Source organism: Streptomyces sp. ISL-87 (genome assembly GCF_018614095.1).
Lineage (GTDB): Bacteria > Actinomycetota > Actinomycetes > Streptomycetales > Streptomycetaceae > Streptomyces.
The window spans coordinates 1-22832 of record NZ_JAGGOY010000139.1 but is presented as its reverse complement, the minus strand read 5'-3'; the positions used below and the strand labels follow the sequence as shown (position 1 = coordinate 22832).

The 22832-nt window shown below is 73.0% G+C and carries 20 protein-coding genes; 14 read left to right on the top strand and 6 right to left on the bottom strand.

Annotation, left to right across the window (positions count from 1 at the left end; all coding sequences use genetic code 11):
• Window positions 1–334: 334 nt before the first annotated feature.
• Window positions 335–907 carry a hypothetical protein gene (locus J7I97_RS36460; protein WP_214944273.1) on the bottom strand — a complete coding sequence of 191 codons (573 nt, stop codon included), beginning with the start codon at window positions 905–907 and terminating at the stop codon, window positions 335–337.
• A gap of 120 nt (window positions 908–1027) precedes the next feature.
• Here J7I97_RS36460 and J7I97_RS36455 point away from each other — a divergent pair, with 120 nt between their 5' ends.
• From J7I97_RS36455 to J7I97_RS36440, 4 genes are all read left to right on the top strand, one after another.
• Window positions 1028–2497, top strand: a complete 1470-nt coding sequence (locus J7I97_RS36455; protein ID WP_308369208.1) for a hypothetical protein — start codon at window positions 1028–1030, stop codon at window positions 2495–2497.
• Entirely contained in the window at window positions 2494–3420 is a 927-nt protein-coding gene (locus tag J7I97_RS36450) for a sulfurtransferase (protein WP_214944271.1), read from the top strand. The genes J7I97_RS36455 and J7I97_RS36450 overlap by 4 nt, the downstream gene beginning before the upstream one ends.
• Window positions 3421–3703: 283 nt before the next feature.
• Window positions 3704–6100 (top strand): endopeptidase La, encoded by a 2397-nt coding sequence (gene lon / locus J7I97_RS36445; RefSeq protein ID WP_214944269.1) that lies wholly within the window; start codon window positions 3704–3706, stop codon window positions 6098–6100.
• 122 nt (window positions 6101–6222) lie between these two features.
• Window positions 6223–6663, top strand: coding sequence for a MarR family transcriptional regulator (locus tag J7I97_RS36440; RefSeq protein WP_308363252.1), 441 nt, complete (start codon window positions 6223–6225; stop codon window positions 6661–6663).
• A gap of 77 nt (window positions 6664–6740) precedes the next feature.
• Here J7I97_RS36440 and J7I97_RS36435 read toward each other — a convergent pair whose 3' ends face one another.
• The gene (locus J7I97_RS36435) at window positions 6741–7514 is read right to left on the bottom strand and encodes a protein phosphatase 2C domain-containing protein (RefSeq protein ID WP_214944264.1); all 774 of its coding nucleotides are present in this window, start codon (window positions 7512–7514) and stop codon (window positions 6741–6743) included.
• 379 nt (window positions 7515–7893) lie between these two features.
• Here J7I97_RS36435 and J7I97_RS36430 point away from each other — a divergent pair, with 379 nt between their 5' ends.
• From J7I97_RS36430 to J7I97_RS36410, 5 genes are all read left to right on the top strand, one after another.
• The gene (locus J7I97_RS36430) at window positions 7894–11028 is read left to right on the top strand and encodes a nitrate- and nitrite sensing domain-containing protein (protein ID WP_308378382.1); all 3135 of its coding nucleotides are present in this window, start codon (window positions 7894–7896) and stop codon (window positions 11026–11028) included.
• Window positions 11025–11519 carry a roadblock/LC7 domain-containing protein gene (locus J7I97_RS36425; protein ID WP_214944260.1) on the top strand — a complete coding sequence of 165 codons (495 nt, stop codon included), beginning with the start codon at window positions 11025–11027 and terminating at the stop codon, window positions 11517–11519. The genes J7I97_RS36430 and J7I97_RS36425 overlap by 4 nt, the downstream gene beginning before the upstream one ends.
• Window positions 11516–11905 carry a DUF742 domain-containing protein gene (locus tag J7I97_RS36420; protein WP_214944258.1) on the top strand — a complete coding sequence of 130 codons (390 nt, stop codon included), beginning with the start codon at window positions 11516–11518 and terminating at the stop codon, window positions 11903–11905. The genes J7I97_RS36425 and J7I97_RS36420 overlap by 4 nt, the downstream gene beginning before the upstream one ends.
• The gene (locus J7I97_RS36415) at window positions 11886–12551 is read left to right on the top strand and encodes an ATP/GTP-binding protein (protein WP_374103539.1); all 666 of its coding nucleotides are present in this window, start codon (window positions 11886–11888) and stop codon (window positions 12549–12551) included. The genes J7I97_RS36420 and J7I97_RS36415 overlap by 20 nt, the downstream gene beginning before the upstream one ends.
• A gap of 74 nt (window positions 12552–12625) precedes the next feature.
• Entirely contained in the window at window positions 12626–13876 is a 1251-nt protein-coding gene (locus J7I97_RS36410; RefSeq protein WP_214944256.1) for a styrene monooxygenase/indole monooxygenase family protein, read from the top strand.
• On the opposite strand, the gene J7I97_RS36405 is transcribed toward J7I97_RS36410, so the two are convergent.
• The 3 genes from J7I97_RS36405 to J7I97_RS36395 all read right to left on the bottom strand — a co-directional run bounded on the left by J7I97_RS36405 (window position 13837) and on the right by J7I97_RS36395 (window position 16006).
• On the bottom strand, window positions 13837–14961 hold the full coding sequence (locus J7I97_RS36405) for a C40 family peptidase (protein WP_214944254.1): 1125 nt from the start codon (window positions 14959–14961) through the stop codon (window positions 13837–13839). The two genes, J7I97_RS36410 and J7I97_RS36405, sit on opposite strands and share 40 nt — an antisense overlap.
• Window positions 14962–15113: 152 nt before the next feature.
• Window positions 15114–15617, bottom strand: a complete 504-nt coding sequence (locus J7I97_RS36400) for a hypothetical protein (protein WP_214944252.1) — start codon at window positions 15615–15617, stop codon at window positions 15114–15116.
• Entirely contained in the window at window positions 15617–16006 is a 390-nt protein-coding gene (locus J7I97_RS36395) for a DUF6325 family protein (protein ID WP_214944250.1), read from the bottom strand. Before J7I97_RS36395 ends, J7I97_RS36400 begins: the two co-directional genes overlap by 1 nt.
• A 107-nt stretch (window positions 16007–16113) precedes the next feature.
• On the opposite strand from J7I97_RS36395, the gene J7I97_RS36390 reads away from it, so the two are divergent.
• Both J7I97_RS36390 and J7I97_RS36385 read left to right on the top strand, forming a co-directional pair.
• Window positions 16114–17520 carry an FtsW/RodA/SpoVE family cell cycle protein gene (locus tag J7I97_RS36390; protein ID WP_214944248.1) on the top strand — a complete coding sequence of 469 codons (1407 nt, stop codon included), beginning with the start codon at window positions 16114–16116 and terminating at the stop codon, window positions 17518–17520.
• On the top strand, window positions 17517–18968 hold the full coding sequence (locus J7I97_RS36385; RefSeq protein WP_214944246.1) for a penicillin-binding transpeptidase domain-containing protein: 1452 nt from the start codon (window positions 17517–17519) through the stop codon (window positions 18966–18968). Before J7I97_RS36390 ends, J7I97_RS36385 begins: the two co-directional genes overlap by 4 nt.
• Before the next feature lie 158 nt (window positions 18969–19126).
• On the opposite strand, the gene J7I97_RS36380 is transcribed toward J7I97_RS36385, so the two are convergent.
• The gene (locus J7I97_RS36380) at window positions 19127–20233 is read right to left on the bottom strand and encodes a ferritin-like domain-containing protein (RefSeq protein ID WP_214944243.1); all 1107 of its coding nucleotides are present in this window, start codon (window positions 20231–20233) and stop codon (window positions 19127–19129) included.
• 206 nt (window positions 20234–20439) lie between these two features.
• Between J7I97_RS36380 and J7I97_RS36375 the strand changes: the two genes are divergently transcribed.
• From J7I97_RS36375 to J7I97_RS36365, 3 genes are read left to right on the top strand one after another with little or no spacing between them, the layout of a single operon-like run.
• Window positions 20440–21378 (top strand): diiron oxygenase, encoded by a 939-nt coding sequence (locus J7I97_RS36375; protein WP_214944241.1) that lies wholly within the window; start codon window positions 20440–20442, stop codon window positions 21376–21378.
• A gap of 38 nt (window positions 21379–21416) precedes the next feature.
• Window positions 21417–22130: a TetR/AcrR family transcriptional regulator gene (locus J7I97_RS36370; protein WP_214944240.1), complete on the top strand. Its 714-nt coding sequence runs from the start codon at window positions 21417–21419 to the stop codon at window positions 22128–22130.
• Between the two features lie 10 nt (window positions 22131–22140).
• On the top strand, window positions 22141–22416 hold the full coding sequence (locus tag J7I97_RS36365; protein ID WP_214944239.1) for a hypothetical protein: 276 nt from the start codon (window positions 22141–22143) through the stop codon (window positions 22414–22416).
• Window positions 22417–22832 lie beyond the last annotated feature (416 nt).

The window sequence follows — 22832 nt, the reverse complement described above, 5'->3', positions numbered from 1 at the left end:
AACACCCGGCGGCCCGGCATCGTCCGGATGTTCAACACCCTGGCCGGCGAGTCCGGCAATCCCGGCCACCCGGCGCACGAGTACTTCAAGCAGCGCTACGCCCGGGTCCTCGGGTACACCGTCGAACTCCTGGAGGCGGGCATCGCGCGGGGTGAGCTGCGGCCGGACACCGACTGCGAGGCGGGAGATCCTCGCCGTCATGGACGGGCTGCAGATCCAGTGGGCGCTCGCCCCGGAGAGCGTGGACATGCCGGGGCGGCTGCGCGGCTTCCTGGACCGGCTGCTGCGGGGGATCACGGTGACGGGGGCGGCCTAGCTCCGTTTTTCGGGGGCTCTACTCGAACGGGGGCAGTGCGCCCAGGACCGCCGTCAGGCCCGGAGGGATGGACCCGTCGGCGGTGGTCACCTCGTAGCCGCCGTGCACGAAGGCGTACGTGAACCCGTCGAAGACCGTGCCGCCGCTCGTCGCCACCCGGGGCAGGTGGGCGAAGTCCGCTTCCCGGAGGGCGGTGCGCAGGGCGGTGAGCTCCGCCGCCGAGAGCCGGCCGGTGCCGGTCTGCTTCGCCTTCGCGTCGAACCGGGTGAACGAGCCGTCGCCCTTGATGATCAGGCTGCTCGTCCGGCCGGCGAAGCCGCCGCTGCGGGTGACCCTGAGGAGGGTCTCGCCGGGCGCGGGGGCCTGTGAGCCTGTCGGGGTGGGGGTGGTGGGTGTCGGGCTCGGGCTCGGGCTCCGGGTCTGGCCCGGGCTCGGGGTCTCGCCCGGGCTGGGCTCCGCCGACACCGTGGGCACGGTGCCACTCGCGCCGGGCGTCGCGGGGGCGTCGTCCGATCCCTGGGAGGTGCACCCGCCCAGAACCAAGGCGACCGGCAGCGCCACCGTCACCACGGCCGCTCGAATCGCTCTCACACCCCACCCCCATCGGGTCTCGCACTCGAACCCCGAGTATGGAGTCCGCACCACCCGCACGGAAAGCACCCGGAGGCCGACATCACCCGCATCGCCCCCTGGCGCTGGCTGCCACCCCTCGTGGCCCTCGCGCTCGGCGTCTGGGGCCTGGAGCGCGGCGGCGGCATGTGGCGCGACGAGTCCGTCACCTGGCAGGTGGCGCACCGCCCGCTCGGCGGCCTGTGGGAACTGCTCGGGCAGGTGGACGCCGTCCACGGGCTGTACTACCTGCTGATGCACGGGGTGTTCGCCGCGTGGGACGGCGGGCTGTGGGGTGGCGGGCTGTGGGACGGCGGTCCGGGTGGCGGAGAGCTGTGGGGCGGCGGTTTGGGTGGCGGAGGTTTGGGTGGCGGAGGCCTGTGGGCGCTGCGCCTGCCGTCCGTCGCCGCCACCGCCCTGGCCGCGGCCGGAGTGGCCGCCGTCGGACACCGGCTGGCGGGGGAGCGGGCCGGGCTGATCGCCGGGACCGCGTACGCGGTGCTGCCGCCCGTGCAGATGTACGCCCAGGAGGGGCGCTCGTACGCGCTCGTCGCGGCCGCCGTGGTGTGGGCGACGTACCTGATGCTGCGCGAGCGCTGGGCCGCGTACACCGTGGTGCTGCTGCTCGGCTGCTGGCTGCACGAGTTCGCCGTACTGGCCCTGCTCGCGCACGGGTTCACTGCCCGGCACTCGCGCGGCTGGCGGTGGAGCGCCGGGGTCGTGACGGCCCTGCTGCTGCCGCTGGCCGTGGTGAGCGTGCGGCAGGCGCAGCAGCAGCTGGGCTGGCTCGGGCGGCCGACCTGGCAGGACTGGACGGCGTACGGGGTCGTCGCGGCCGCGGCACTGCTCCTCGCCCGGGGGGCGTCGGCGCCGCGTGAACTGGTCCGGGTGGCCCTGCCGCTGACGCTGCTTCCGCCGGGGCTGCTGATGGCGGTCTCGCTGGTGCACCCCTGGTACGTCGACCGCTACGTCCTCTACGCGCTGGCCGGGCCCGCGCTGCTGGCGGGGGCCCGGCTGGCGGCCGTGCGGATCTGGTGGCCGTGGGTGCTGGCGGCCGCCCTCCTGGTGCCGTTCGGGTTCTGGTCCGTCTGGCTGCGCACCCCGGAGAGCCGCAAGGACGATGTGCTCGCGGTGGCCGCCGCCGTCCGGGAGCAGGCCCGCCCGGGGGACGCCTTGCTGTTCATGCCGTCGCGGCGGCGCGAGTGGCTGCTGTCCTCGCCCGAGGTGTACGGGCCCCTGCGCGACCTGGCCCTGGACCGTTCCCCGGCGGCCTCGCGCAGCCTGCAGGGCACCGAGCTTTCGCCGGCGGAGATCCGGGCCCGGCTGGCGGACGCCCCCCGGGTACTGGCCCTGCTGGACCCGGCCGGGCAGCCGCTGGACCCGTACCCGCGGGAGTCGGCGAAGCGGCAGACGCTGGCCTCGTCCTTCGACCTGTGCTCGGTGACGGAGGTGCGGGGGGCGCGGGTTGCGGTGTTCGCGCGGGCGGGGGAGTGCGTCGGGGGAGGGCGAGCCGCAGCCGGGCCGGCGCACCGGGATCGTGGCCTGCCCCACCCCGGAGGTGCCGCCGTATGACCACCCCCCGCTCCCTCACGCCGTCCGGGCCGCTGGTCGGCGCCGGCTGGCTCGCCGACCGTCTCGGCGCGCCCGGTCTCGTCGTGTTCGACGCCTCCGTCGGCTCCCACCGCGGCGCGGACCACAGGATCCCGGGCGCCCGCCCCTTCGACCTCGACGGCGAACTGTCCGACCACGCCGCCCCCGCCCCGCACACCATGCCCGCGGCCGCGGACTTCGAGGAGTCGATGCGTGCCCTCGGCGTCGACGACACCAGCACCGTGGTCGTCTACGACGGCGCCGGCCTCTACTCCAGCGCCCGCGCCTGGTGGATGCTGCGCGCCATGGGCTTCGACCGGGCCGCCGTGCTCGACGGCGGACTGCCCGCCTGGACCGGAGCCGGGCTGCCGGTCGAGGCCACCGGCCCGGCGTACGAGGGCCCGCGCGGCTCCTTCACCGCCCACCCGCGCCCCGGGCTGCTGGTCGACAGTGCCACCGTGTCCGCCGCCCTGGCCGAACCGGCCGCCGCCGTGCTCGACGCCCGCACCCGTGAACGTTTCGCCGGCACCGCCCCCGAACCCCGCCCCGGCCTGCGCGGCGGCCACATGCCGGGCGCGCTGAACCTCCCCTTCGGCGAACTCCAGGGCCCCGATGGGCTGATGCGTCCGGCCGGGGAACTCCGAGAGAGCTTCCGGGCGTTGGCCGGGGAGCGGGAGCGGCTCTACTTCAGCTGCGGGTCCGGAGTCACGGCGTGCGTGCTCGCCCTGGGCGCCGACCTCGCCGGGTATACGGACCTGGCGGTGTACGACGGCTCGTGGAGCGAGTGGGGCACGCCGCCGGCCCCAGCGCGGACATCCGCTCCGACTCGGGCGACACCCGCCTGGAATTCACCGCGCCGCCGACCTCGGTCGCCGCCCGGACCAGCTCGGGCAACGTCACCCTGAAGGTCCCCCGGGCCCCGTACGAGGTCGGTGTCTCCACCACCTCCGGCAACCGAGACGTCACCCTCCCCACCGCCCCGGCCGCCCCCGCCCACCTCGGCGAAGACGACCTCGGGCGACATCCGCATCTCCGCGTCCTAGCCGGGCCGCGGCGTGGACCTCAGGAGGGGCCTCGGCCGGAGCCGCAGCCGGGCTGTTCGCCGGAGGCGAACGGGGGTTGGGGAACATTGAGGGGCGCACATGCATTGAGTCGGCATAGCTCAACTTGACTGCCGGAGGGAAGATCATGGCTTCGACGTCCGTAACGCTCACTCTGCCCGTACTGCCGCTCGACGACGAGGTCGTGCTGCCTGGGATGGTTGTTCCGCTGGACCTGTCCGATGCCGAGGTGCGAGGGGCCGTGGAGGCCGCTCAGGCCGCCGCGGGCAGTGGGAAGCCTCGGGTGCTGCTCGTGCCGCGGGTCGACGGGAAGTACGCCGGCACCGGTGTGCTGGGGACGGTCGAGCAGGTCGGGAGGCTGTCCGACGGTGATCCCGGGGCCCTGATCCGCGGGCGCGGCCGCGTCCGGATCGGGGCCGGGACCACCGGGCCCGGGGCCGCGCTCTGGGTCGAGGGCGAGAGCGTGGACGAGACCGTCCCGGATCCGCTGCCCGGCGTCGTGGCCGAGCTGGTCACGGAGTACAAGGCGCTCGCCACCAGCTGGCTCAAGAAGCGCGGGGCCTGGCAGGTCGTGGACCGGGTCCAGCAGATCGAAGGCGTGTCCGCGCTCGCCGACAACTCCGGGTACTCCCCGTTCCTGAGCGTGGCTCAGAAGGTGGAGCTGCTGGAGACCGGCGATCCCGTCGCGCGCCTCAAGCTTGCCATCAAGTGGCTGAGCGACCACCTCGCCGAGCAGGACGTCGCCGAGTCCATCGCCAAGGACGTCCAGGACGGCGTCGACAAGCAGCAGCGCGAGTTCCTGCTCCGGCGGCAGCTGGAGGCCGTACGGAAGGAACTCCGCGAGCTCAACGGGGAGAAGGACGGCGAGGAGTCCGACGACTACCGGGCCCGCGTCGAGAACGCCGACCTGCCCGAGAAGGTACGGGAGGCCGCGCTCAAGGAAGTCGACAAGCTGGAGCGGTCCAGCGACCAGTCGCCCGAGGGGTCCTGGATCCGGACCTGGCTGGACACGGTGCTGGAGCTGCCGTGGAACGACCGGACCGAGGACGAGTACGACATCCGCGGGGCCCGGGCGGTGCTCGACGCCGAGCACGCCGGGCTGAGCGATGTGAAGGACCGCATCACCGAGTACCTCGCCGTGCGCAAGCGGCGCTCCGAGCGCGGGATGGGCGTCATCGGCGGGCGCAGAGGCGGAGCCGTGCTGGCCCTGGTCGGGCCGCCCGGGGTGGGCAAGACCTCCCTCGGGGAGTCCGTGGCGCACGCCATGGGGCGCAAGTTCGTCCGCGTGGCCCTCGGTGGCGTACGGGACGAGGCCGAGATCCGCGGACACCGGCGGACGTACGTCGGGGCGCTGCCCGGCCGGATCGTGCGGGCCATCAAGGAGGCCGGGTCCATGAACCCGGTGGTTCTCCTCGACGAGATCGACAAGGTCGGGTCCGACTTCCGGGGCGACCCGGCGGCCGCGCTGCTCGAAGTGCTGGACCCCGCGCAGAACCACACCTTCCGGGACCACTACCTGGAGGTCGAGCTCGACCTGAGCGACGTGGTGTTCCTGGCCACCGCCAACGTGCTGGAGGCCATTCCGGAGGCGCTGGCCGACCGCATGGAGCTCGTCCGGCTCGACGGTTACACCGAGGACGAGAAGGTCGTCATCGCCCGCGACCACCTGCTGCCCCGGCAGCTGGAGCGCGCCGGTCTGGGCGCCGACGAGGTGGTCCTGGAGGAGGACGCCCTGCGCAAGCTGGCCGGGGAGTACACCCGTGAGGCGGGCGTGCGCACCCTGGAGCGGTCCATCGCGCGGCTGCTGCGCAAGGTGGCCTCGCAGCACGAGCTGGGGCAGCGGGAGTTGCCCTTCCGGATCGGCGCCGGGGATCTGCGGGCGCTCATCGGGCGGCCGCACCACGTACCCGAGTCCGCACAGGACCCGGCGGAGCGGCGCACCGCCGTCCCCGGGGTGGCCACCGGTCTCGCGGTGACGGGAGCCGGCGGCGACGTGCTGTTCGTCGAGGCCTCGCTGGCCGACCCCGAGACGGGCGCGGCCGGGCTGACCCTGACCGGGCAGCTGGGCGACGTGATGAAGGAGTCCGCGCAGATCGCCCTCAGCTTCCTGCGCTCGCACGGCGCGGAGCTGGAGCTTCCGGTCGCCGACCTCAAGGACCGGGGCGTCCACATCCACTTCCCGGCGGGCGCGGTGCCGAAGGACGGCCCGAGCGCGGGCATCACCATGACGACCGCGCTGGCCTCGCTGCTGTCCGGCCGTCAGGTCCGCACGGATGTCGCGATGACCGGCGAGGTCTCGCTGACCGGGCGGGTACTGCCGATCGGCGGGGTCAAGCAGAAGCTGCTGGCCGCGCACCGGGCCGGGCTGTCCACGGTGATCATCCCGAAGCGGAACGAGGCCGACCTGGACGATGTCCCGGCCGAGGTGCTGGAGGGGCTGGAGGTGCACCCGGTGACGGATGTACGGCAGGTCCTGGAACTCGCCCTGGCGCAGGCGGAGGTCGCCGTCACGGCCGCCGCCTGACCGCTGCGCGAGGGCCCGGGATCCCGCTCCGGCGGGGTCCCGGGCCCTTCGCGCGACTCGCTGGGAAATACTGGGGGTCCTCAAAGACCGAGGTGTCACACACCACTGATGGGAGCGGGACCGTGCACGGGAGCGAAGAGCAGGAGTTCCTTGCCTTGGAGCGGGAGCTGTCCGTCTTCATCCGGCGCGCACGGGCATCGTCCGGCGAGATGGCCCGCGCCCTCCACCCCGAGCTGGAGCCGGCCGCGTACGGGCTCCTCGTACGCCTGGAGGCCGCCGGCCGCCAGCGGGCCACCGACCTCGCCGCGTACTTCGGGGTCGGCAAGGCCACCATGAGCCGCCAGCTGCGCGCCCTGGAAGTCCTGGGCCTGGTGGCCCGCGAGCCGGATCCGGCGGACGGCAGGGCCTCCCTCGTCGGGCTCACGGAGGAGGGCCGGGAGCGCTTCCTGCGGGTACGGGGCGCCCGGCGCGAGCAGTACATGCGCAAGCTCGCCGACTGGGACCGCAGCGAGGTGGCGGAACTGGCCAGACTGCTGCACCAGTTGAACCAGGGCGAGGAGTAACCCCGTACGCAGGCCGGCGAGGCCGGCGAGGGCGACGAGGCCGGCGAGGCCGACGAGGCCGGCCCCTGCCCCCTCGGTCACAGCTCCGCGTACACCGCCGAGGCGTCGTCATGGCGCTTGTGGCGGGCCGACGGGCGCGCCGGGTCGGATTCGACCGCCCGGACCCGCCCGATCAGGGACTCCGCGCCCTCCTTGCGGAGTACGGCCAGGCACTGCGCCCAGTCGCCCTCCCTGAACGTGTCCGTCCAGCGGCTCGCCCCGTCCGTGAGCGCGGCCACCGCCCGGACCCGCTCGCGCGGCGTGCGCCCGGTCACCGCGTGGGCGGCCACCGCCGGGTTCGCGGCCGCCGTGAAGAAGCCGCCCTCGGCGTTGCGGAACGCGTCCGTCGCGGCCACCGAGCCCAGCACCTCGCGCGGGACCCGGTCCAGCCGGTCGTCGAGCACCGCCGTCACCTCGCCGCCGGGGGCCTGGAGCAGCAACACGGAGTCCGAGAGCACCAAGTGCTCCACGTGCGCCTCGTCCCAGCGGACCACGACCACCGTCGCCTGCGGGGTGCGCACGTGAGAAAGGTCACAGGTGTCGCGGTGTGCGTCAGCGGTGTCGCGGATGGCTTCCGCCAGGATCCGGTCCAGCGGCATGTCCCGCCGCGATCCGGACAGTTCGGTCAATCGGCCGCCGAGCCGGGCCGCGAACCAGGGCACACCGTGCCCGCATCCGACCTCGCCGCGCGGCGGGGTGACCCCGTCCAGGACGACCAGGACACCGCCGCCCGAGGCGGGGATCGCGGCCGACACCCAGTCCTCATTGGGGCGTTCCGGGCTGCCGGCGGCGGAGGCCAGGTCGATGCGCATGGGGACATACTGCCCGGCGGGCGGTTCACGGCGACGGGCGGCCCCCAGGGAAGGTCCGTACCAAAAGGGGAGGGGTCGGACGGCCCGGGCGTGCGGGACACGGGATGTGGGCGGGCATCCTGCCAAAGCCCCCATCGATCTTTCAACCGCCTGTCCATGGGGGTGCCCTGGCACAGGGTGTCCGAGTTGGTCGCCAACTCTTCCGTGCTGTTCACTCGTTCAGGTGGCCGGGTGGGCGATGTGCGGCTCTCTCCCCAACACACTGCGAAGGTCTGAAGCGGTACGAGGGGGCAGGGCGCGTTTACTTGTTGACCGGCCGTTACCTCGGCCACACGAGTAGACGAGCAGTACAAGCACACGTACAGGATTGCGAGCACCGGTGCAGAAGAAGCGGTCTCGGAAGAACGGCACCGCCACCGACGGCCCAGCCCCCGCAGGACGCCGCGTCCGCGTGCGCAGCAGGCTGGTCCTCGGCGTGGCCGTCGCCGGTCTCACCGTCCTCGCGGCAGGCAGCCCCGCGGTCGTCTCCGCCACGGCGGAACTGAACGACTCCCAGCACCTGGTCACCCTCGCGGATCAGACCCGGCAGACCCTCACCCTTGCGCACCTCCTCGGCGACGAGCGCGACGCCGTCATCGAGTACGTCGCCAAGGGCCGTCCCGGATCCGCCAAGGGAGCCGTCCAGGAGCGCGTCGCGCGCACCGACCGGCAGCTCGCCGAGGTCCGGGCCGAGGCCGATGAGGAGCTCGCCCGGGCCACTGGCCGCGTCCGGGCCGTCCGCAAGGAGGCCGTCGACGGCAAGGGCACCGCTCTCGCCGCGCACCAGGCGTACGCCGGCGTGATCGCGGAACTGCTCGCGCCGGGCGACCGGCTCGCCGAGCTGACCCCGCCGCGCGCCGGGGCCGCCCTCGCCACCACCCGGCCGCTGGCCCCGCTGGGCCAGGCCGTGGACCAGGCCTCGGCCACCCGTGGACTGCTGCTCGCCGCGCTGGCCGTCCCCCGCGGTGAGCAGCTCCCCAACTCGGCGGTGGTGGACGAGCTCACCTCCGCCGCCCAGCGCTCGCGGGTGCGGGAGCAGGCCGCCCTGGACGACTTCGCGCGGGCCGCGCGGCCGGACGTACGGCAGACCCTCGCCGCCACCGTCACGGGCCCCGAGGTCAAGACGGCCGACGACTACCTCAACCGGCTCACCGACCGGCCCACGCTGAGCACCGCCGACCGCAAGCTCGACGGCGCCGAGGTCGGTTCGGCGCTCACCGCCCGGATCGACCGGATGCGGTCGGTGGAGTCCACCCTCGCCGGCCAGCGGGCCACCGCGCTCGCCGCGCTGCGGGACGACGACGTCACCGCCCTGGAGACACTGATCGCCCTGCTGGGCGTGCTGTTCCTGGTCGCCGTCGGCGTGTCCACGGCCGTCGCGCGGTCGCTGACCCGTCCGCTGTCGGTGCTCCGGCGGGGCGCCGCACGGCTGGCGACGGCGGAGGGCTCGGTGGAGCCGGTGCGGTTCACGGGCCGCAACGACGAGTTCGCCGAGGTCGTACGCCACCTGAACGCGGTGCGGGACCAGACGGTCTCCCTGCACACCCGGATCGCCGGGCTCGACGCCGACCGGCGCCGCATCATCGGCCGCAACGAGGCGCTGGCCTCGGGCCGGGAGGCGGCGGAGGCGGAAACGGTCCGGCTGCGGGATGAGCTGGAGGCGGAACTGGACCGGCTGCGGGCGGGGCTGGAAGAGCACCGCCGCATCATGTCGACCACCTCGGTGTCGCTCTCGCTGCGCACCCTGGGGCTGGTGGAGCGGCAGCTCGCGGTCATCGAGGAGCTGGAGTCCAAGGAGCAGGACCCCGACCGGCTCGCGACCCTGTTCAAGCTGGACCACCTGGCGACGGTGATGCGCCGCCACAACGAGAACCTGCTGGTCCTGGCCGGTCAGGAACACGGCCAGGGCGCGGCCGGACCGGTGCCGCTGGTGGACGTCATGCGGGCCGCGGTCAGCGAGATCGAGCGCTACGAGCGGGTCGACCTGGCGGTGCTGCCCGCGTTCACGCAGGTCGCGGGGCACGCCGCCGACGACCTCTCGCACGTGCTGGCGGAGCTGCTGGAGAACGCCACGACCTTCTCGCCGCCCGGTGCGAAGGTGAAGGTGTCCGGGTGGCTGATGGACTCCGGTGACGTGGTGCTGTCCGTGGTGGACGAGGGCATCGGGGTCACGGAGGACCGGCTGGAGTCGCTGAACTCCCGGCTGTCCACGCCGGAGGCGTACGACGAGGAGCCCGAGTCGGAACACGGCCTGGGCCTCGGCCTGTACGTGGCCGGCCGACTGGCGGCCCGCCACGGAGTCACGGCGGAGCTGCGCGCCGGCCGCCACGGCGGCACGGAGGCCCTGGTCGTCTTCCCCGCGGCCATCCTCCCGGCCACCCCGCCGGTCTCCCCGGTCCACACCCTGGCCACCCCGGGCGCGCCGGCACTGCAACTCCCGGGCGTGATCGCGGAGGCCAACGAAAACACCCTCCTCCCCCGCCCCCGCCACGCGGCCACTCCGCCCACGGAACTGGCGCCGCCCGAGGAGCTGCTGGCCCGGGTGGTCCCGGACGCGGCTCCGGCCGTCGACGGCGAGTTGCCTCCGGCTGACCAGATCTTCACCGGCTCGGCGTCGGAAGCCGAGCTGCCGCCTGCCGACGAGGTGTTCACCGCCGGGGAGGCGGAGGCGGAGCTGCCGCCCGCCCATGAGGCGTTCACCGCCTCGGAGGGTGCGCTGCCGCCGGCCGACCAGGTGTTCACCGTCCAGGAACCGGACACGGCTCCGGCCCCGGCCATCGACGCGGCGCTGCCTGCGGAGGACGAGGACTTCCCCCTCCCGGCCCCGGCGGCCGGGCCCGCGCCGGCCGAGGAGCTGCTGGCCCGGGTGGTCCCGGACACGGCCCCGGCCGTCGAGGTGGAGCCGGCTGCGGCCGATGAGGAGTTCTCCCTCCCGGACCCGGACCCGGACCCGGGCCCGGACGCCGACTCCGACCGCGAGCCGGCTGCGGCCGGGCAGGGTTTCAGTGCCGCTGGGGCGGAGGGCGAGGCGGTTGCCCAGGTGCGTCCGGTGCCGCTGTATGACGCCGAGCCGCTGGTCGCGGTCCCCGGGCCGGAGGGGTCCGACGCCGGCGACGACACCTCGGAGGGGCACCGGCGGGCGGATGACTCCAGTGGCAACTGGCTGCCCCGGCAGGGGAGTCACCCCGACGAGGCCGTCACCGACAAGGCCGTCACCGACAAGGGCCTGCCCAAGCGCACCCCGCGTGCCGTGGCCGCCCCGCGCGCGGACGACGTACGGCCCGAGCCGCCGCGCCGCGTGGACGCCGACGAGTTGCGCCGCCGCCTCGGCGGGTTCTACCAGGGGGCCCAGGACGGGCGGCGCGTCGTCGCCGCCGAGCTAGCCCACGAGCAGGAGTACGGGCAAGAACACGGCCAGGGGCAAGGGCAGACACACACCGACCAGGGGGACACCGCACAGGAGGCACGCACATGACCGCGCCCAGTACGTACGGACTGAGCACCCAGGCCCGCAACCTGCAGTGGCTGCTGACCGACCTGGTCGAGGAGGTACCCGGCGTCAACTCCGTGGCCGTCGTGTCCTCGGACGGGCTCCTGCTGCTCTCCTCCGAGCCGACGGCAGCGGAGGCGGGCGCCGCCCCCCAGAACCCCCCGGCCCGCCCCAAGGGCCCCCGCGGGGCATCCGCCGACCTCGCCACCATCGTGTCCGGCCTCGGCAGCCTCACCACCGGCGCCGCGGACCTCATGGACGGCGGCGCCGTCAAGCAGACCATGGTCGCGATGGAGCACGGCTCCGTCTTCGTCATGTCGATCAGCGACGGCTCGCTCCTCGGCGTGCACGCCACCCCCGACTGCGACATGAGCGTCGTCGCCTACCACATGGCCCTGTTCGTCGGCCGCGCCGGCCACGTCCTTACCCCCGAAGTCCGCAGCGAGCTGCGCCAGTCGATGGAGAAGACCCCGTGAGGAGTACGGCCTCCGACCGGCTGCCGATACGCGGCGCCGACCGCCGCCCCGCCCGCGTCCGCCCGTACTCACTCACGGGCGGCCGCACCCGCTTCACGCACGTCCTGCTCGTCGAGACCTTCGTCGCCGCCCTGGACGCAGAGCCCGACCCCGCCGACCGGCCCGACCGCATGCCAGAGATGCCGGCCATAGTCGAGGTCTGCCGCCGCATGCGCACCATCGCCGAGATCGCCGCGCTGCTGAAGCTGCCGCTCGGCGTGGTCCGCGTCCTGGTCAGCGACCTCGCGGACCAGGGAAGGATCCGCGTCTACGGGACCGGGCACGGCCCCGGCCGCCCCGAACGCGCGCTGCTCGAAAGGGTGCTCAGTGGTCTTCGCCGTCTCTGACCCGGCGGCCCGGGGCCCGGTCACGGCCCCTGCCCCGGCCCCGGTCCCGCCCATCGCTGACGACGAGCCCGTCCAGCCCTGGCAGTACGACCGCTCGCGCGCGCCCGTCGCCGTCAAGGTGCTGGTCGCGGGCGGTTTCGGCGTCGGCAAGACCACCTTCGTCTCCTCCGTCTCCGAGATCACCCCGCTGCGCACCGAGGCGGTGATGACCGAGGCCAGCCTCCCCACCGACGACCTGTCCGCGACCCCGGACAAGGGCACCACCACCGTCGCCATGGACTTCGGCCGCGTCACCCTCGACGACGACCTCGTCCTCTACGTGTACGGAACCCCCGGCCAGGAGCGGTTCTGGTTCATGTGGGACGACCTGGTCCGCGGCGCCGTCGGCGGGCTCGTCCTGGCCGACACCCGCCGGCTGCGCGACTGCTTCCCCGCGCTCGACTACTTCGAGAGCTGCGGGCTCCCGTACGCCGTCGCCGTCAACCACTTCGACGGTTCCCGCTCGTACGAACCGCAGGACGTGCGCGAGGCGCTCAGCATTCCGCCGGACGTCCCGGTCGTGATCATGGATGCCAGGCGCCGGGCCACGGTCGTCGAATCCCTGCTGGCCCTGGTGACCCACGCCCTGGACGCCACGCCCGAGTAGACCGGGCGGACCTGGGCAGCCGAGCAGAACCCGAACCCCGACCCGCCCGAACAGACGCGAAGTGAGAACGTGAGATGCGCAAGATACTCGTCGTGGGGGCCGGCCAGTCCGGTCTCCAGCTCGCCCTCGGACTCCAGGCCAAGGGGTACGAGGTCACCCTCATGTCCAACCGGACGGCGGACGAGATCCGCACCGGCCGGGTCATGTCCACCCAGGTCATGTTCGACACCGCCCTCCAGCACGAGCGCGACCTCCGGCTGAACTTCTGGGAGCAGCAGGCCCCGAAGATCCAGGGCCTCGGTGTCTCCGTCGCCGCCCCCGACACCACCCGTGCCATCGACTGGCTCGGCAGGCTGAAGGGCTACGCCCAGTCCGTCGACCAGCGCGTGAAGATGGCCGGCTGGATCGACACCTTCGTGCAGCGCGGCGGGCAGCTGGTCATCCACGGCGCGTCGGTCGCCGACCTGGACTTCTTCACCCGTACATACGACCTGGTGCTGGTCGCCGCCGGCAAGGGCGAGCTGGTGTCGATGTTCGGGCGGGACGCCGCGCGTTCCCCGTACGACGCGCCGCAGCGCGCGCTCGCGGTCTCGTACGTGCACGGGCTCGGGCCGCGCCCCGAACACCCGGACACCGAAGCCGTCCGCTGCAACCTGGTCCCGGGTGTCGGCGAGCTGTTCGTCATGCCGACGCTGACCACCTCCGGGCGGGCGGACATCCTGTTCTGGGAGGGCATCCCGGGCGGTCCGCTGGACGCGTTCAACGGCGGGCTGGACCCGGCGGAGCACCTGTCGCTCACCCTTGAGCTGATGGAGAAGTTCACGCCCTGGGAGTACGCGCGGGCGACGAAGGTCGAGCTGACGGACGCGGGCGGCACGGTCGCCGGCCGGTACGCGCCGGTCGTCCGCAACCCGATCGGCCGCCTCCCCGGCGGCGGGCTGGTGCTGGGTGTCGCGGACGTGGTCGTCGCGAACGACCCGATCACCGGCCAGGGCTCGAACTCCGCCGCCAAGTGCGCGGCCTCGTATCTCTCCTCGATCCTGATGCACGGGGACAACCCGTTCGACGAGGCGTGGATGAAGGCGACGTTCGACAAGTACTGGTTCACCACGGGCAAGCCGGTGACCCAGTGGACGAACGCGATGCTGGGCGTCCCGCCGGAGCACGTACTGGGCCTGATCGGTGCGGCCGGGCAGCTTCAGCCGGTGGCGGATCGATTCGCCAATGGCTTCGACAACCCGGCCGACTTCGACGCGTACTTCTACGACCCGCAGGACACGGCGGACTACCTGGCGGAAGTGTCGGGCGCCTCGGCCTCGGAGTAACCGGTGTCGTCCCCCGCCGTCCCGGCCTCCTCCTCGGGCAGCGGCGGCGGGGTGAACGTCTCGAGCGGGGTGGCATCGGCATCGGGCCGCACGGCCCCGAGGAGCGGATTCGCGGCGATCGGCGAGACCTTGACCTTGGCTCCCGGCCGCGGAGCCTGAATCACCTTGCCCTCCCCGATGTACAGGGCGACATGGGTGGCCTTGGGGAAGTAGACCACCAGGTCACCGGGCCGCAGCTGATCGAGCGGCACCTTCGGGAGCCGCGCCCACTGCTCCTGGCTGGTCCGGGGGATGGACCGCCCGGCGTGCGCCCAGGCCTGCGAGGTGAGCCCGGAGCAGTCGAAGGACCCCGGCCCCTCCGCGCCCCAGACGTACGGTTTCCCGAGCTGGGCGGTGGCGTAGGTGAGCGCCTCCCCGCCGGCGGCCGTGGGCGTACGGGCGGTGCCGAGCCGGCCGGACTCCAGCAGCGCACGCTGCGCGCCGGCGGTGTTCTTGGCCTCCTGCGCACCGAGCTGCGAGACCTCCTCCGGGGTCAGCGCCGCGAGCATCCGCTCGACCTCCTTGAGCTGCCCGCCGACCTCGTCCTTGCGCCGCTCCATCTCGCCGACCAGGGCCCGCTGGTCGTCCAGCGCCTTGCGGGCGGCGGTGGCGAGCGCGTCGGCCTTGTGCGCGCCCTCCGTCATCCGGGCCAGTACGCCGGCCTGCCGGGCGCCCTCGCGGGCTGCGAGCCTGCGCTGGTCGAGGGCGGACTGGGGGTCGTCGGCGAGCAGCATCCGGACATACGGGGAGAATCCCCGGGCCCCCTGGTACTGCTCCCGGGCCAGCCGCCCGGCGGTGGCCTTCTCGGCGCCGAGGGCGGTACGGGCCCTGCCGAGCTCGGCGGTGACCCGGCGCTCCTCCTCCTGGCGGGCCTTGAGGGCGACCTCGGCGGCGTTGTAGGCCTCGGCGGCCTCCTCGGCCTTCTGGTACAGGCCCTGCAACCGATTGAGCAGCACCCCTACGGGCTCGGCCCGGGCGTGGGGAAGGGGGCCGGCGGTGAGGAGGACGGCGGCGATGCAGGCGGCGCGGAGCACCTGGCGGGACATGTGATCACCTCCAGGCCGCCGATGCTGACACACCCGGTATGACAAACCCCCCACCCCCCTCGGCCACGTCCCCCAACCCCACCCATCCAGCCCACCCCTGTCGGGGCGCCTGCGGCCCGCCTCCATAGCTCCCGCAGCAGGGGCCGCGTCGGTCAAGGCTGGAGGATCCGGGCCTTGGCCGCAGTGAACTCCTCCGGCGTCAGCAGGCCCTCCCGGGCCAAGTTGGCCAGCAGGGCCAGCTCCGCCGCCAGGCCACCGGACGCCACCGGCCCGCCCGCCTCACCCGGACCTGGGCCTGGGCCTGCACCTGGCCCCGCACCTGGGCCTGCATCTGGGCCCGCACCTGGGCCCGGGCCCGCACCCGGACCCGGACTCGGACCCGCACCCGGAGCCTCGTCCTCAGCGGCCAGCGCTTCGGCCGGCTCCCACGGCTGGCCGGCCGTCTCCGCGGCCTCCTCCAGGTCCGGCTCGCCCGCGAACTCCACCTCGCCCCAGGCGCTCGCCGGAACCGCGTCCCCCGCCGCGCCCCCCTCGCCGGACTCCGCCGCGGCCGCCGCCTGCGCGCCCGCGGCCCGCGTCAACAGCCCTCGCAGCAGCGGCCGCCCCGCGGGCCGTACCGCCGCCGACACCGTCACCCCCACCGGTCGGATGAACATCACGCCACCCCCACCCGTTCCGCCGGGATCCGGACCGAGCCCACGATCCGCCCGCCCGCCGCCCGTACGGCGATCGCCGCGTCCTCGGCCCACACGTGCTCGACCAGCAGCAGCAGCGCGCAGCTGCCCCGGTCCAGGAGTTCCGCCGCCTCCCGTACGTCCTCCGGCCCGATCAGCCGCGCCGCCTCCCGGTGCGCCAGCAGGCCCCGTAGCTCCATGAACTCGTCGAACTCCGCCGCCAGCACCTCACCCGCCGCCGTCTTCGTCGTCACGAGCCCGTCGATCAGCCGTACGACCCCGGTCTTGCGGAGCCCGATCACCGCCTCGACCGCCGGTACCCGCAGCTGTTCCTCCGGGAAGGCGAGGACGATGAATTCCACAGGTCCCATGTGCCGCGGCTCCCACTCCTGACCGTTCCTGCAAGACTTCTGACGACTCCTCGGCACACTATGGCATAGCCGGACATACGACCCGCCCGCTTGCTACGTTTCCCCATATGACCGCTCTGACGGCAAAGGTGGCGGAGCCTGCCCCGCCCCCACCCCCCGACGGCCGGGCCCCGAAGGGCCGCGGCGTCGAGCTGACGCTGCTCGCCGGTGCGGTCGTGATCTGCGTCCTCGGCCACCTCTACGTCGGCCTCGCGACCACCGGCCACATCCCGCCCACCGCCACCCGCTACGCCGGCGGCCTCGCCGCCGCCGCGCTGCTCGCGCACCTCGCCGTCCGCCTGCGCGCCCCGTACGCCGACCCGCTCGTGCTCCCGATCGCCGTGCTGCTCAACGGCCTCGGCCTCGTCCTCATCCAGCGGCTCGACCTGACCACCCCCGGCCATCCCACCGCCGGGGAGCAACTCCTCTGGTCCGCCCTCGGGCTGACGCTGTTCGTGCTCGTCGTCACCCTGCTCGGCGACCACCGCGTGCTCCAGCGCTACGCGTACCTGTCCGTCGCCGCGGCCCTCGCGCTGATGCTCGTCCCCGTCTTCTTCCCGGCCGTCAACGGTGCCCACATCTGGATCCGGTTCGCCGGCCTCTCCTTCCAGCCCGGGGAGTTCGCCAAGATCCTGCTCGCCGTCTTCTTCGCCTCCTACCTCGCCGCGAACCGCACCGCCCTCGCGCTGGGCGGCCGCCGCCTCTTGTGGAAGCTGAAACTCCTGCCAGGGCGCGTTCTCGGCCCGATCCTCGCCATCTGGCTGCTCAGCGTCGGCGTCCTCGTCCTGGAACGGGACCTCGGGACCTCGCTCCTCTTCTTCGGCCTCTTCGTCGTCATGCTGTTCACCGCCACCGGGCGGATCGGCTGGATCGCCATCGGCCTGCTCCTCGCCGCCCTCGGCGCCTACGCCGTCGCGACGTTCGAGCCGCACGTGAACAGCAGGGTGGACGACTGGCTGAATCCTTTCGCCTCCATCGAACGCGGCGAGGGCCCCGGCCAGCTCGCCCAGTCCCTCTTCGCCTTCGGCGCCGGCGGGCTCCTCGGCGCCGGCCTCGGCCACGGCCAGTCCTTCCTCATCGGCTTCGCCGCCAAGTCGGACTTCATCCTCGCCACGGCCGGCGAGGAACTCGGCCTCGTCGGCCTGACCGCGATCCTGCTCCTCTACGGACTCCTCGTCGCCCGCGGCTTCCGCGCCGGGCTCGCCCTGCGCGACTCCTTCGGGCGGCTGCTCGCGACCGGGCTCGCCTCGATCATCGCCCTCCAGGTGTTCGTCATCGCGGGCGGCGTCACCGGGCTGATCCCGCTCACCGGCATGGCGATGCCCTTCCTCGCACAGGGCGGCTCCTCCGTCGTCACCAACTGGATCATCGTGGCGCTGCTGGTCCGGCTCAGCGACAGCGCCCGCAGGCCGCGACCCCACTGCCCCGACCGCCCCGACCGCCCCGTTGAGGAAGAGGCGGAGGTCGCGGCGTGATCCGCTACATCCGCTGGTGCGCCTACTTCTGCGCCCTGCTGCTCGCCGCCCTGCTGGTCAACGTGGCCCGCGTGCAGGTCTGGGAATCCGCGGCCTACGGCGCGAACCCGGCCAACAAACGCCCCGCCATCGAGCGGTACGCACAGCCGCGCGGGGACATCCTGGTCGACGGGCGGCCCGTCACCGGCTCCCGGGACAGCGGCCAGCTCCTGCGCTACGAGCGGACCTACACGAACGGCCCGCTCTACGCACCCGTCACGGGCTTCTCCTCCCAGACGTACGGGACCAGCTTCGTCGAGAGCGCCGAGGACGGGATCCTGGCGGGCACGGACCCGGGGCTCTCGGCATTCCCGCTCTGGTACGACCTGGCCCGCGGCCGCCCGGCCGGAGGCAACGCGGCGACCACCATCCGGGCCGCCATGCAGCGGGCGGCGTACAAGGGCCTCGGGGGCAAACGCGGCGCGGTGGCGGCGGTCGAGCCCGCCACCGGGAAGATCCTCACGCTGGTCAGCAGCCCCTCGTACGACCCGGCGCTGCTCTCCGGTACCGGCGCGCAGGTCAAGGCGGCCTGGGCGCGGCTCAACGCGGACCCCGCCAAGCCGATGCTCAACCGGGCCCTGCGCGAGACGTACCCGCCCGGCTCCACCTTCAAGATCGTGACGGCGGCCGCCGCCCTGGACTCCGGCGTGGTAACCGATGTGGACGCGCCCACCCGGACCCCCGACCCGTACCCGCTGCCCGGGACCAGCACCCTGCTGCCGAACGCGGCCACCGGCTGCCAGGACGCCTCGATGGCGGAGGCGGTGCAGTGGTCCTGCAACACGGTGATGGCGAAGATCGGGGTCCAGGTCGGGCTGCGCGAGATGGTGGAGGCGGCCCGGCGGTTCGGGTTCAACGACGACGGTCTGCGGGTGCCCTCCTGGGTGTCGCGGTCGGACTTCGACACCGACATGAGCCCGGACCAGCTGGCGCTGTCCTCGATCGGCCAGTTCAACACCAAGGCGACCCCGCTCCAGATGGCGATGGTGGCGGCGGCGGTCGCGAACGGCGGGGAGGTCAAGTCCCCCTATCTGCTGGACCGGATCACCCAGGACGACGGGTCCCCGGTCCGCAGCGGCGACCAGCACACGCCGGGCCGGGCCATGAACCCCGCGACGGCGATGCGGCTCCAGGAGCTGATGGTGAAGGTGGTGGAGAACGGCACCGGGAAGAACGCGGCGATCCCCGGCGCGGTGGTCGGCGGCAAGACGGGCACCGCGCAGCACGGCGTCGGCAACGCGGGCACCCCGTACGCCTGGTTCATCTCCTGGGCCAGGGCGGAGGGCGCGCCGCTGCCGGCGGTCGCGGTCGCGGTGGTGGTCGAGGACGCGGCGGCGGACCGGGGGGACATCAGCGGCAACAGCGCGGCCGCGCCGATCGCCAGGGCGGTGATGGAGGCCGCGCTGTAGGGCACGGCCGGCGCCCCTTGAACCGCCGAGCGCGTGGCCGCCTGTGGCCGTGTCGCACGCTTCGAGTCGCGTGTACCCGCAGTGCAGTGCAGTGCAGTGCAGCGCAGCGCATCGCGTCGCCTCATCCGAGTCGCGTGTCCCCGAAGCGTCGCATCGCCTCAGGTGTCGGCCCCCTCCGCGATGACGGCCTCCACCTCGGCCACCCGCTCGGCCTCCTCGGCCGCGAACCGCTCGCGGTCGAGGGCCTCGGCGATCTCCTCGTCCTGCTTCATCAGCAGCTCCAGGTTGGAGTTGCCCATCTCGAAGACGCCCATGTCCAGGTACGCCTTCTGCAGCCGCTCGCCCCACAGTCCGATGTCCTTGACGCAGGGCACGATCCGGCTGAACAGCAGCTTCCGGAAGAGGTGCAGGAACTCCGACTGCTCGCTGAACTCGTCGGCCTCCTTCCGCGGGATGCCGAAGTTCTCCAGCACCTCCACCCCGCGCAGCCGGTCCCGCATCAGGTAGCAGCCCTCGATCACGAACTCCTCGCGCTCGCGCAGTTCGGCGTCCGTCAGCTGCTTGTAGTAGTCGCGCAGCGCCATCCGCCCGAACGCCACGTGCCGGGCCTCGTCCTGCATCACGTAGGCCAGGATCTGCTTCGGCAGCGGTTTGTCGGTCGTGTCGCGGATCATCCCGAACGCGGCCAGCGCCAGCCCCTCGATGAGCACCTGCATGCCGAGGTAGGGCATGTCCCAGCGGGAGTCGCGCAGGGTGTCGCCCAGCAGCTCCTGGAGGTTGTCGTTGATCGGGTAGAGCATCCCGACCTTCTCGTGCAGGAAACGCCCGAAGATCTCGGCGTGCCGGGCCTCGTCCATGGTCTGGGTGGCGGAGTAGAACTTCGCGTCCAGGTCGGGCACCGACTCGACGATGCGCGCCGCGCACACCATCGCGCCCTGTTCACCGTGCAGGAACTGGCTGAAGTTCCATGCGGTGTAGTGGCGGCGCAGCTCGCCCTTGTCCTTGTCGCTGAGTTTGGGCCAGTACCGGGTGCCGTAGAGCGTCTGCGCCTCGTCCGGGGTGCCCAGCGGATCGTTCGGGTCCACCTCCAGGTCCCAGTCGATCCGCTTCGCGCCGTCCCACTGCTTGTCCTTGCCCTTCTGGTACAGCGCGAGCAGCCGTTCGCGGCCGCCGTCGTATTCCCAGCTGAAGCGGGCCGCGCCGGAGGCCGGAACCTGCCAGACGCCCTCGCCCGGGTCGTTGGTGTAGAGCTCGTGCGTCGACACTGACGCCCCCTCGTCTCACGTACTCCCGTGCAGGAGTGGACAGTTGGCAGGGTCACACGTTGGTAGACGGCGGGTCAACAAGTCGTGCGCAGGGGATTGACGACCTTGCTGACAAGCAGTCTCATAAGCGGTGACCACAGTCATGACCGCTGGTAACCCCGGCGCCATCCACGAAATCCCCGAAAAATGGGCGAGGTGCCCCCGCGATGACGACCACGACCGACCGCACGGATCGCCGGGTCCTACAGGACGCGCTCGGCCTCCTCAAGGACCGCGAACAGATCGCCGAACGACTGCTCGAATCCTCGGCCAAGCACTCCTTCGACCCCGACAAGGAACTCGACTGGGACGCCCCGGCGATCGAGGGCAAGTACTACTGGCCGCCCGAGCTGCTCTCGCTCTACGGCACCCCGCTGTGGAAGAAGATGGGGGAGGAGCAGCGCATCGACCTCTCCCGCCACGAGGCGGCGGCGCTCGGCTCGCTCGGCATCTGGTTCGAGATCATCCTGATGCAGCTGCTGGTCCGGCACATCTACGACAAGTCGCTGACCAGCAATCACGTCCGCTACGCACTCACCGAGATCGCCGACGAGTGCCGCCACTCGATGATGTTCGCCCGCATGATCCAGAAGGCCGGCGCCCCCGCGTACCCCGTATCCCGCCTCAACCACAACCTCGCGCGCATCCTGAAGACCGTCTCCACCACCCCCGGCTCCTTCGCGTGCACCCTGCTCGGCGAGGAGATCCTCGACTGGATGCAGCGCCTGACCTTCCCGGACGAGCGCGTCCAGCCGCTGGTGCGCGGGGTCACCCGGATCCACGTCATCGAGGAGGCCCGGCACGTCCGGTACGCCCGCGAGGAACTGCGCCGCCAGATGCTGACGGCCCCCCGCTGGGAACAGGAACTCACCCGCATCAGCTGCGGCGAGGCGGCCCGCGTCTTCTCCCTGGCCTTCGTCAACCCCCAGGTCTACGACAACATCGGCCTGGACCGCCGCGAAGCCGTGGCCCAGGTCAAGGCGAGCGGCCACCGGCGCGAGGTCATGCAGACCGGCGCCAAGCGGCTCACCGACTTCCTCGACGACATCGGCGTGCTGCGCGGGGTCGGCCGAAAGCTCTGGCAGAGCTCGGGACTACTGGCCTGAAGCCCATGCGGTGGGGCTGCCCGGGCTACCCTGCGGACATGACCGTACGCGCGTACCGCAGGCTGAGCGTCGAGGAGCGCCGGGCCCAGCTCCTCGACGCCGCGCTGTCGCTGTTCGCGCACCGTGCGCCGGAGGACGTCTCCCTGGACGACGTCGCGGAGGCGGCCGGCGTCTCGCGGCCCCTGGTCTACCGCTACTTCCCGGGCGGCAAGCAGCAGTTGTACGAAGCCGCCCTGCGCTCGGCGGCCGACCTCCTCGAACTCTGCTTCGCGGAACCCCAGGCCGGCCCGCTGACCCAGCGGCTCTCCCGGGCCCTGGACCGCTACCTGGCCTTCGTCGACGAACACGACGCGGGTTTCAGCGCGTTGCTGCAGGGCGGGAGCGTGGTCGAGACCTCCCGCACGACGGCGACCGTGGACGGCATCCGCCGGGCCGCCGCGCAGCAGATCCTCGTCCACCTGGGCGTGCCCGCGCCGGGTCCGCGCCTGCGGATGATGGTCCGTACCTGGATCACGGCGGTCGAGGCGGCCTCCCTCATATGGATCGACGAAGGCAAACAACCGGAGGTCGGCTCCCTCCGCGACTGGCTGGTGGACCAGTTCATCGCCCTCCTGACGGCGACGGCCGCCACGGACCCCGAGACGGCGGCCGCGGCGCGCGCCGCCCTGGCCCTGGAATCGGCGGACGGCCCGGTCGGGGTCCTGGCCCGGCGCGTGATCCCGGTGGTCTCCGAGGCGGCGCACCTGCTGTGACACTGGTCGGGTGAGAAGCGAACCGACCCCCTTCGAGGGCGGCCCCATGGACGGCCGGATCCTCCCGATCCTGCTCGGCCCGACCGGCCACCCGCCGAAGTGGTACGAGATCCCGGTCCCGTCCGCCGAGGGCGGCCCCCCGACGGTCCTCCTCTACGAACGGGTTCCGTCGGGCTACAGCCGACGCCTGGGCCTCCAGAAGGGCTGGAAGTACACCTACGCGCCGTCGGGCGAGAAGCCGAGGCCCCGGTGGCCGTGGACTAAGGCGAAGCCGGCGTCGGGCTGATCTTTGCCCTTGCCCTTGCCCTGGCCGGGCGGTGGACGGGGTGGGGCCTTGCCCCAGGGTGTGGGGCCTCGCCCCGGGGCGGGGTCCTGCCGTTGCCCGGGCGTCCTCCGGGCCTCTGGGGCTCCGCCCCAGACCCCGCGCCTCAAGCGCCGGCGGGGCTGATTTTTGCCGGTGCCGCCTGTGGCTGCCGGGCGGGGTTGCCGGCCGGCCTTTCCGGGGGTGGGGGCCGGTGCCGGGTGGGGGCTGGGGTGTTGTCCGGGACTCATGATTTAGGCGCCTGATCCGTGCCTGAGAAGTGCTGGCTTGGTCGCGCCACAAATCACGTTTTACGTCCCGGACAACACCCCAGCCCCCACCCGACACCGGCCCGGGTCGGCGATCGGCTTGTCGCCCGGTTGTTGGTGGGCGCCCCCGGC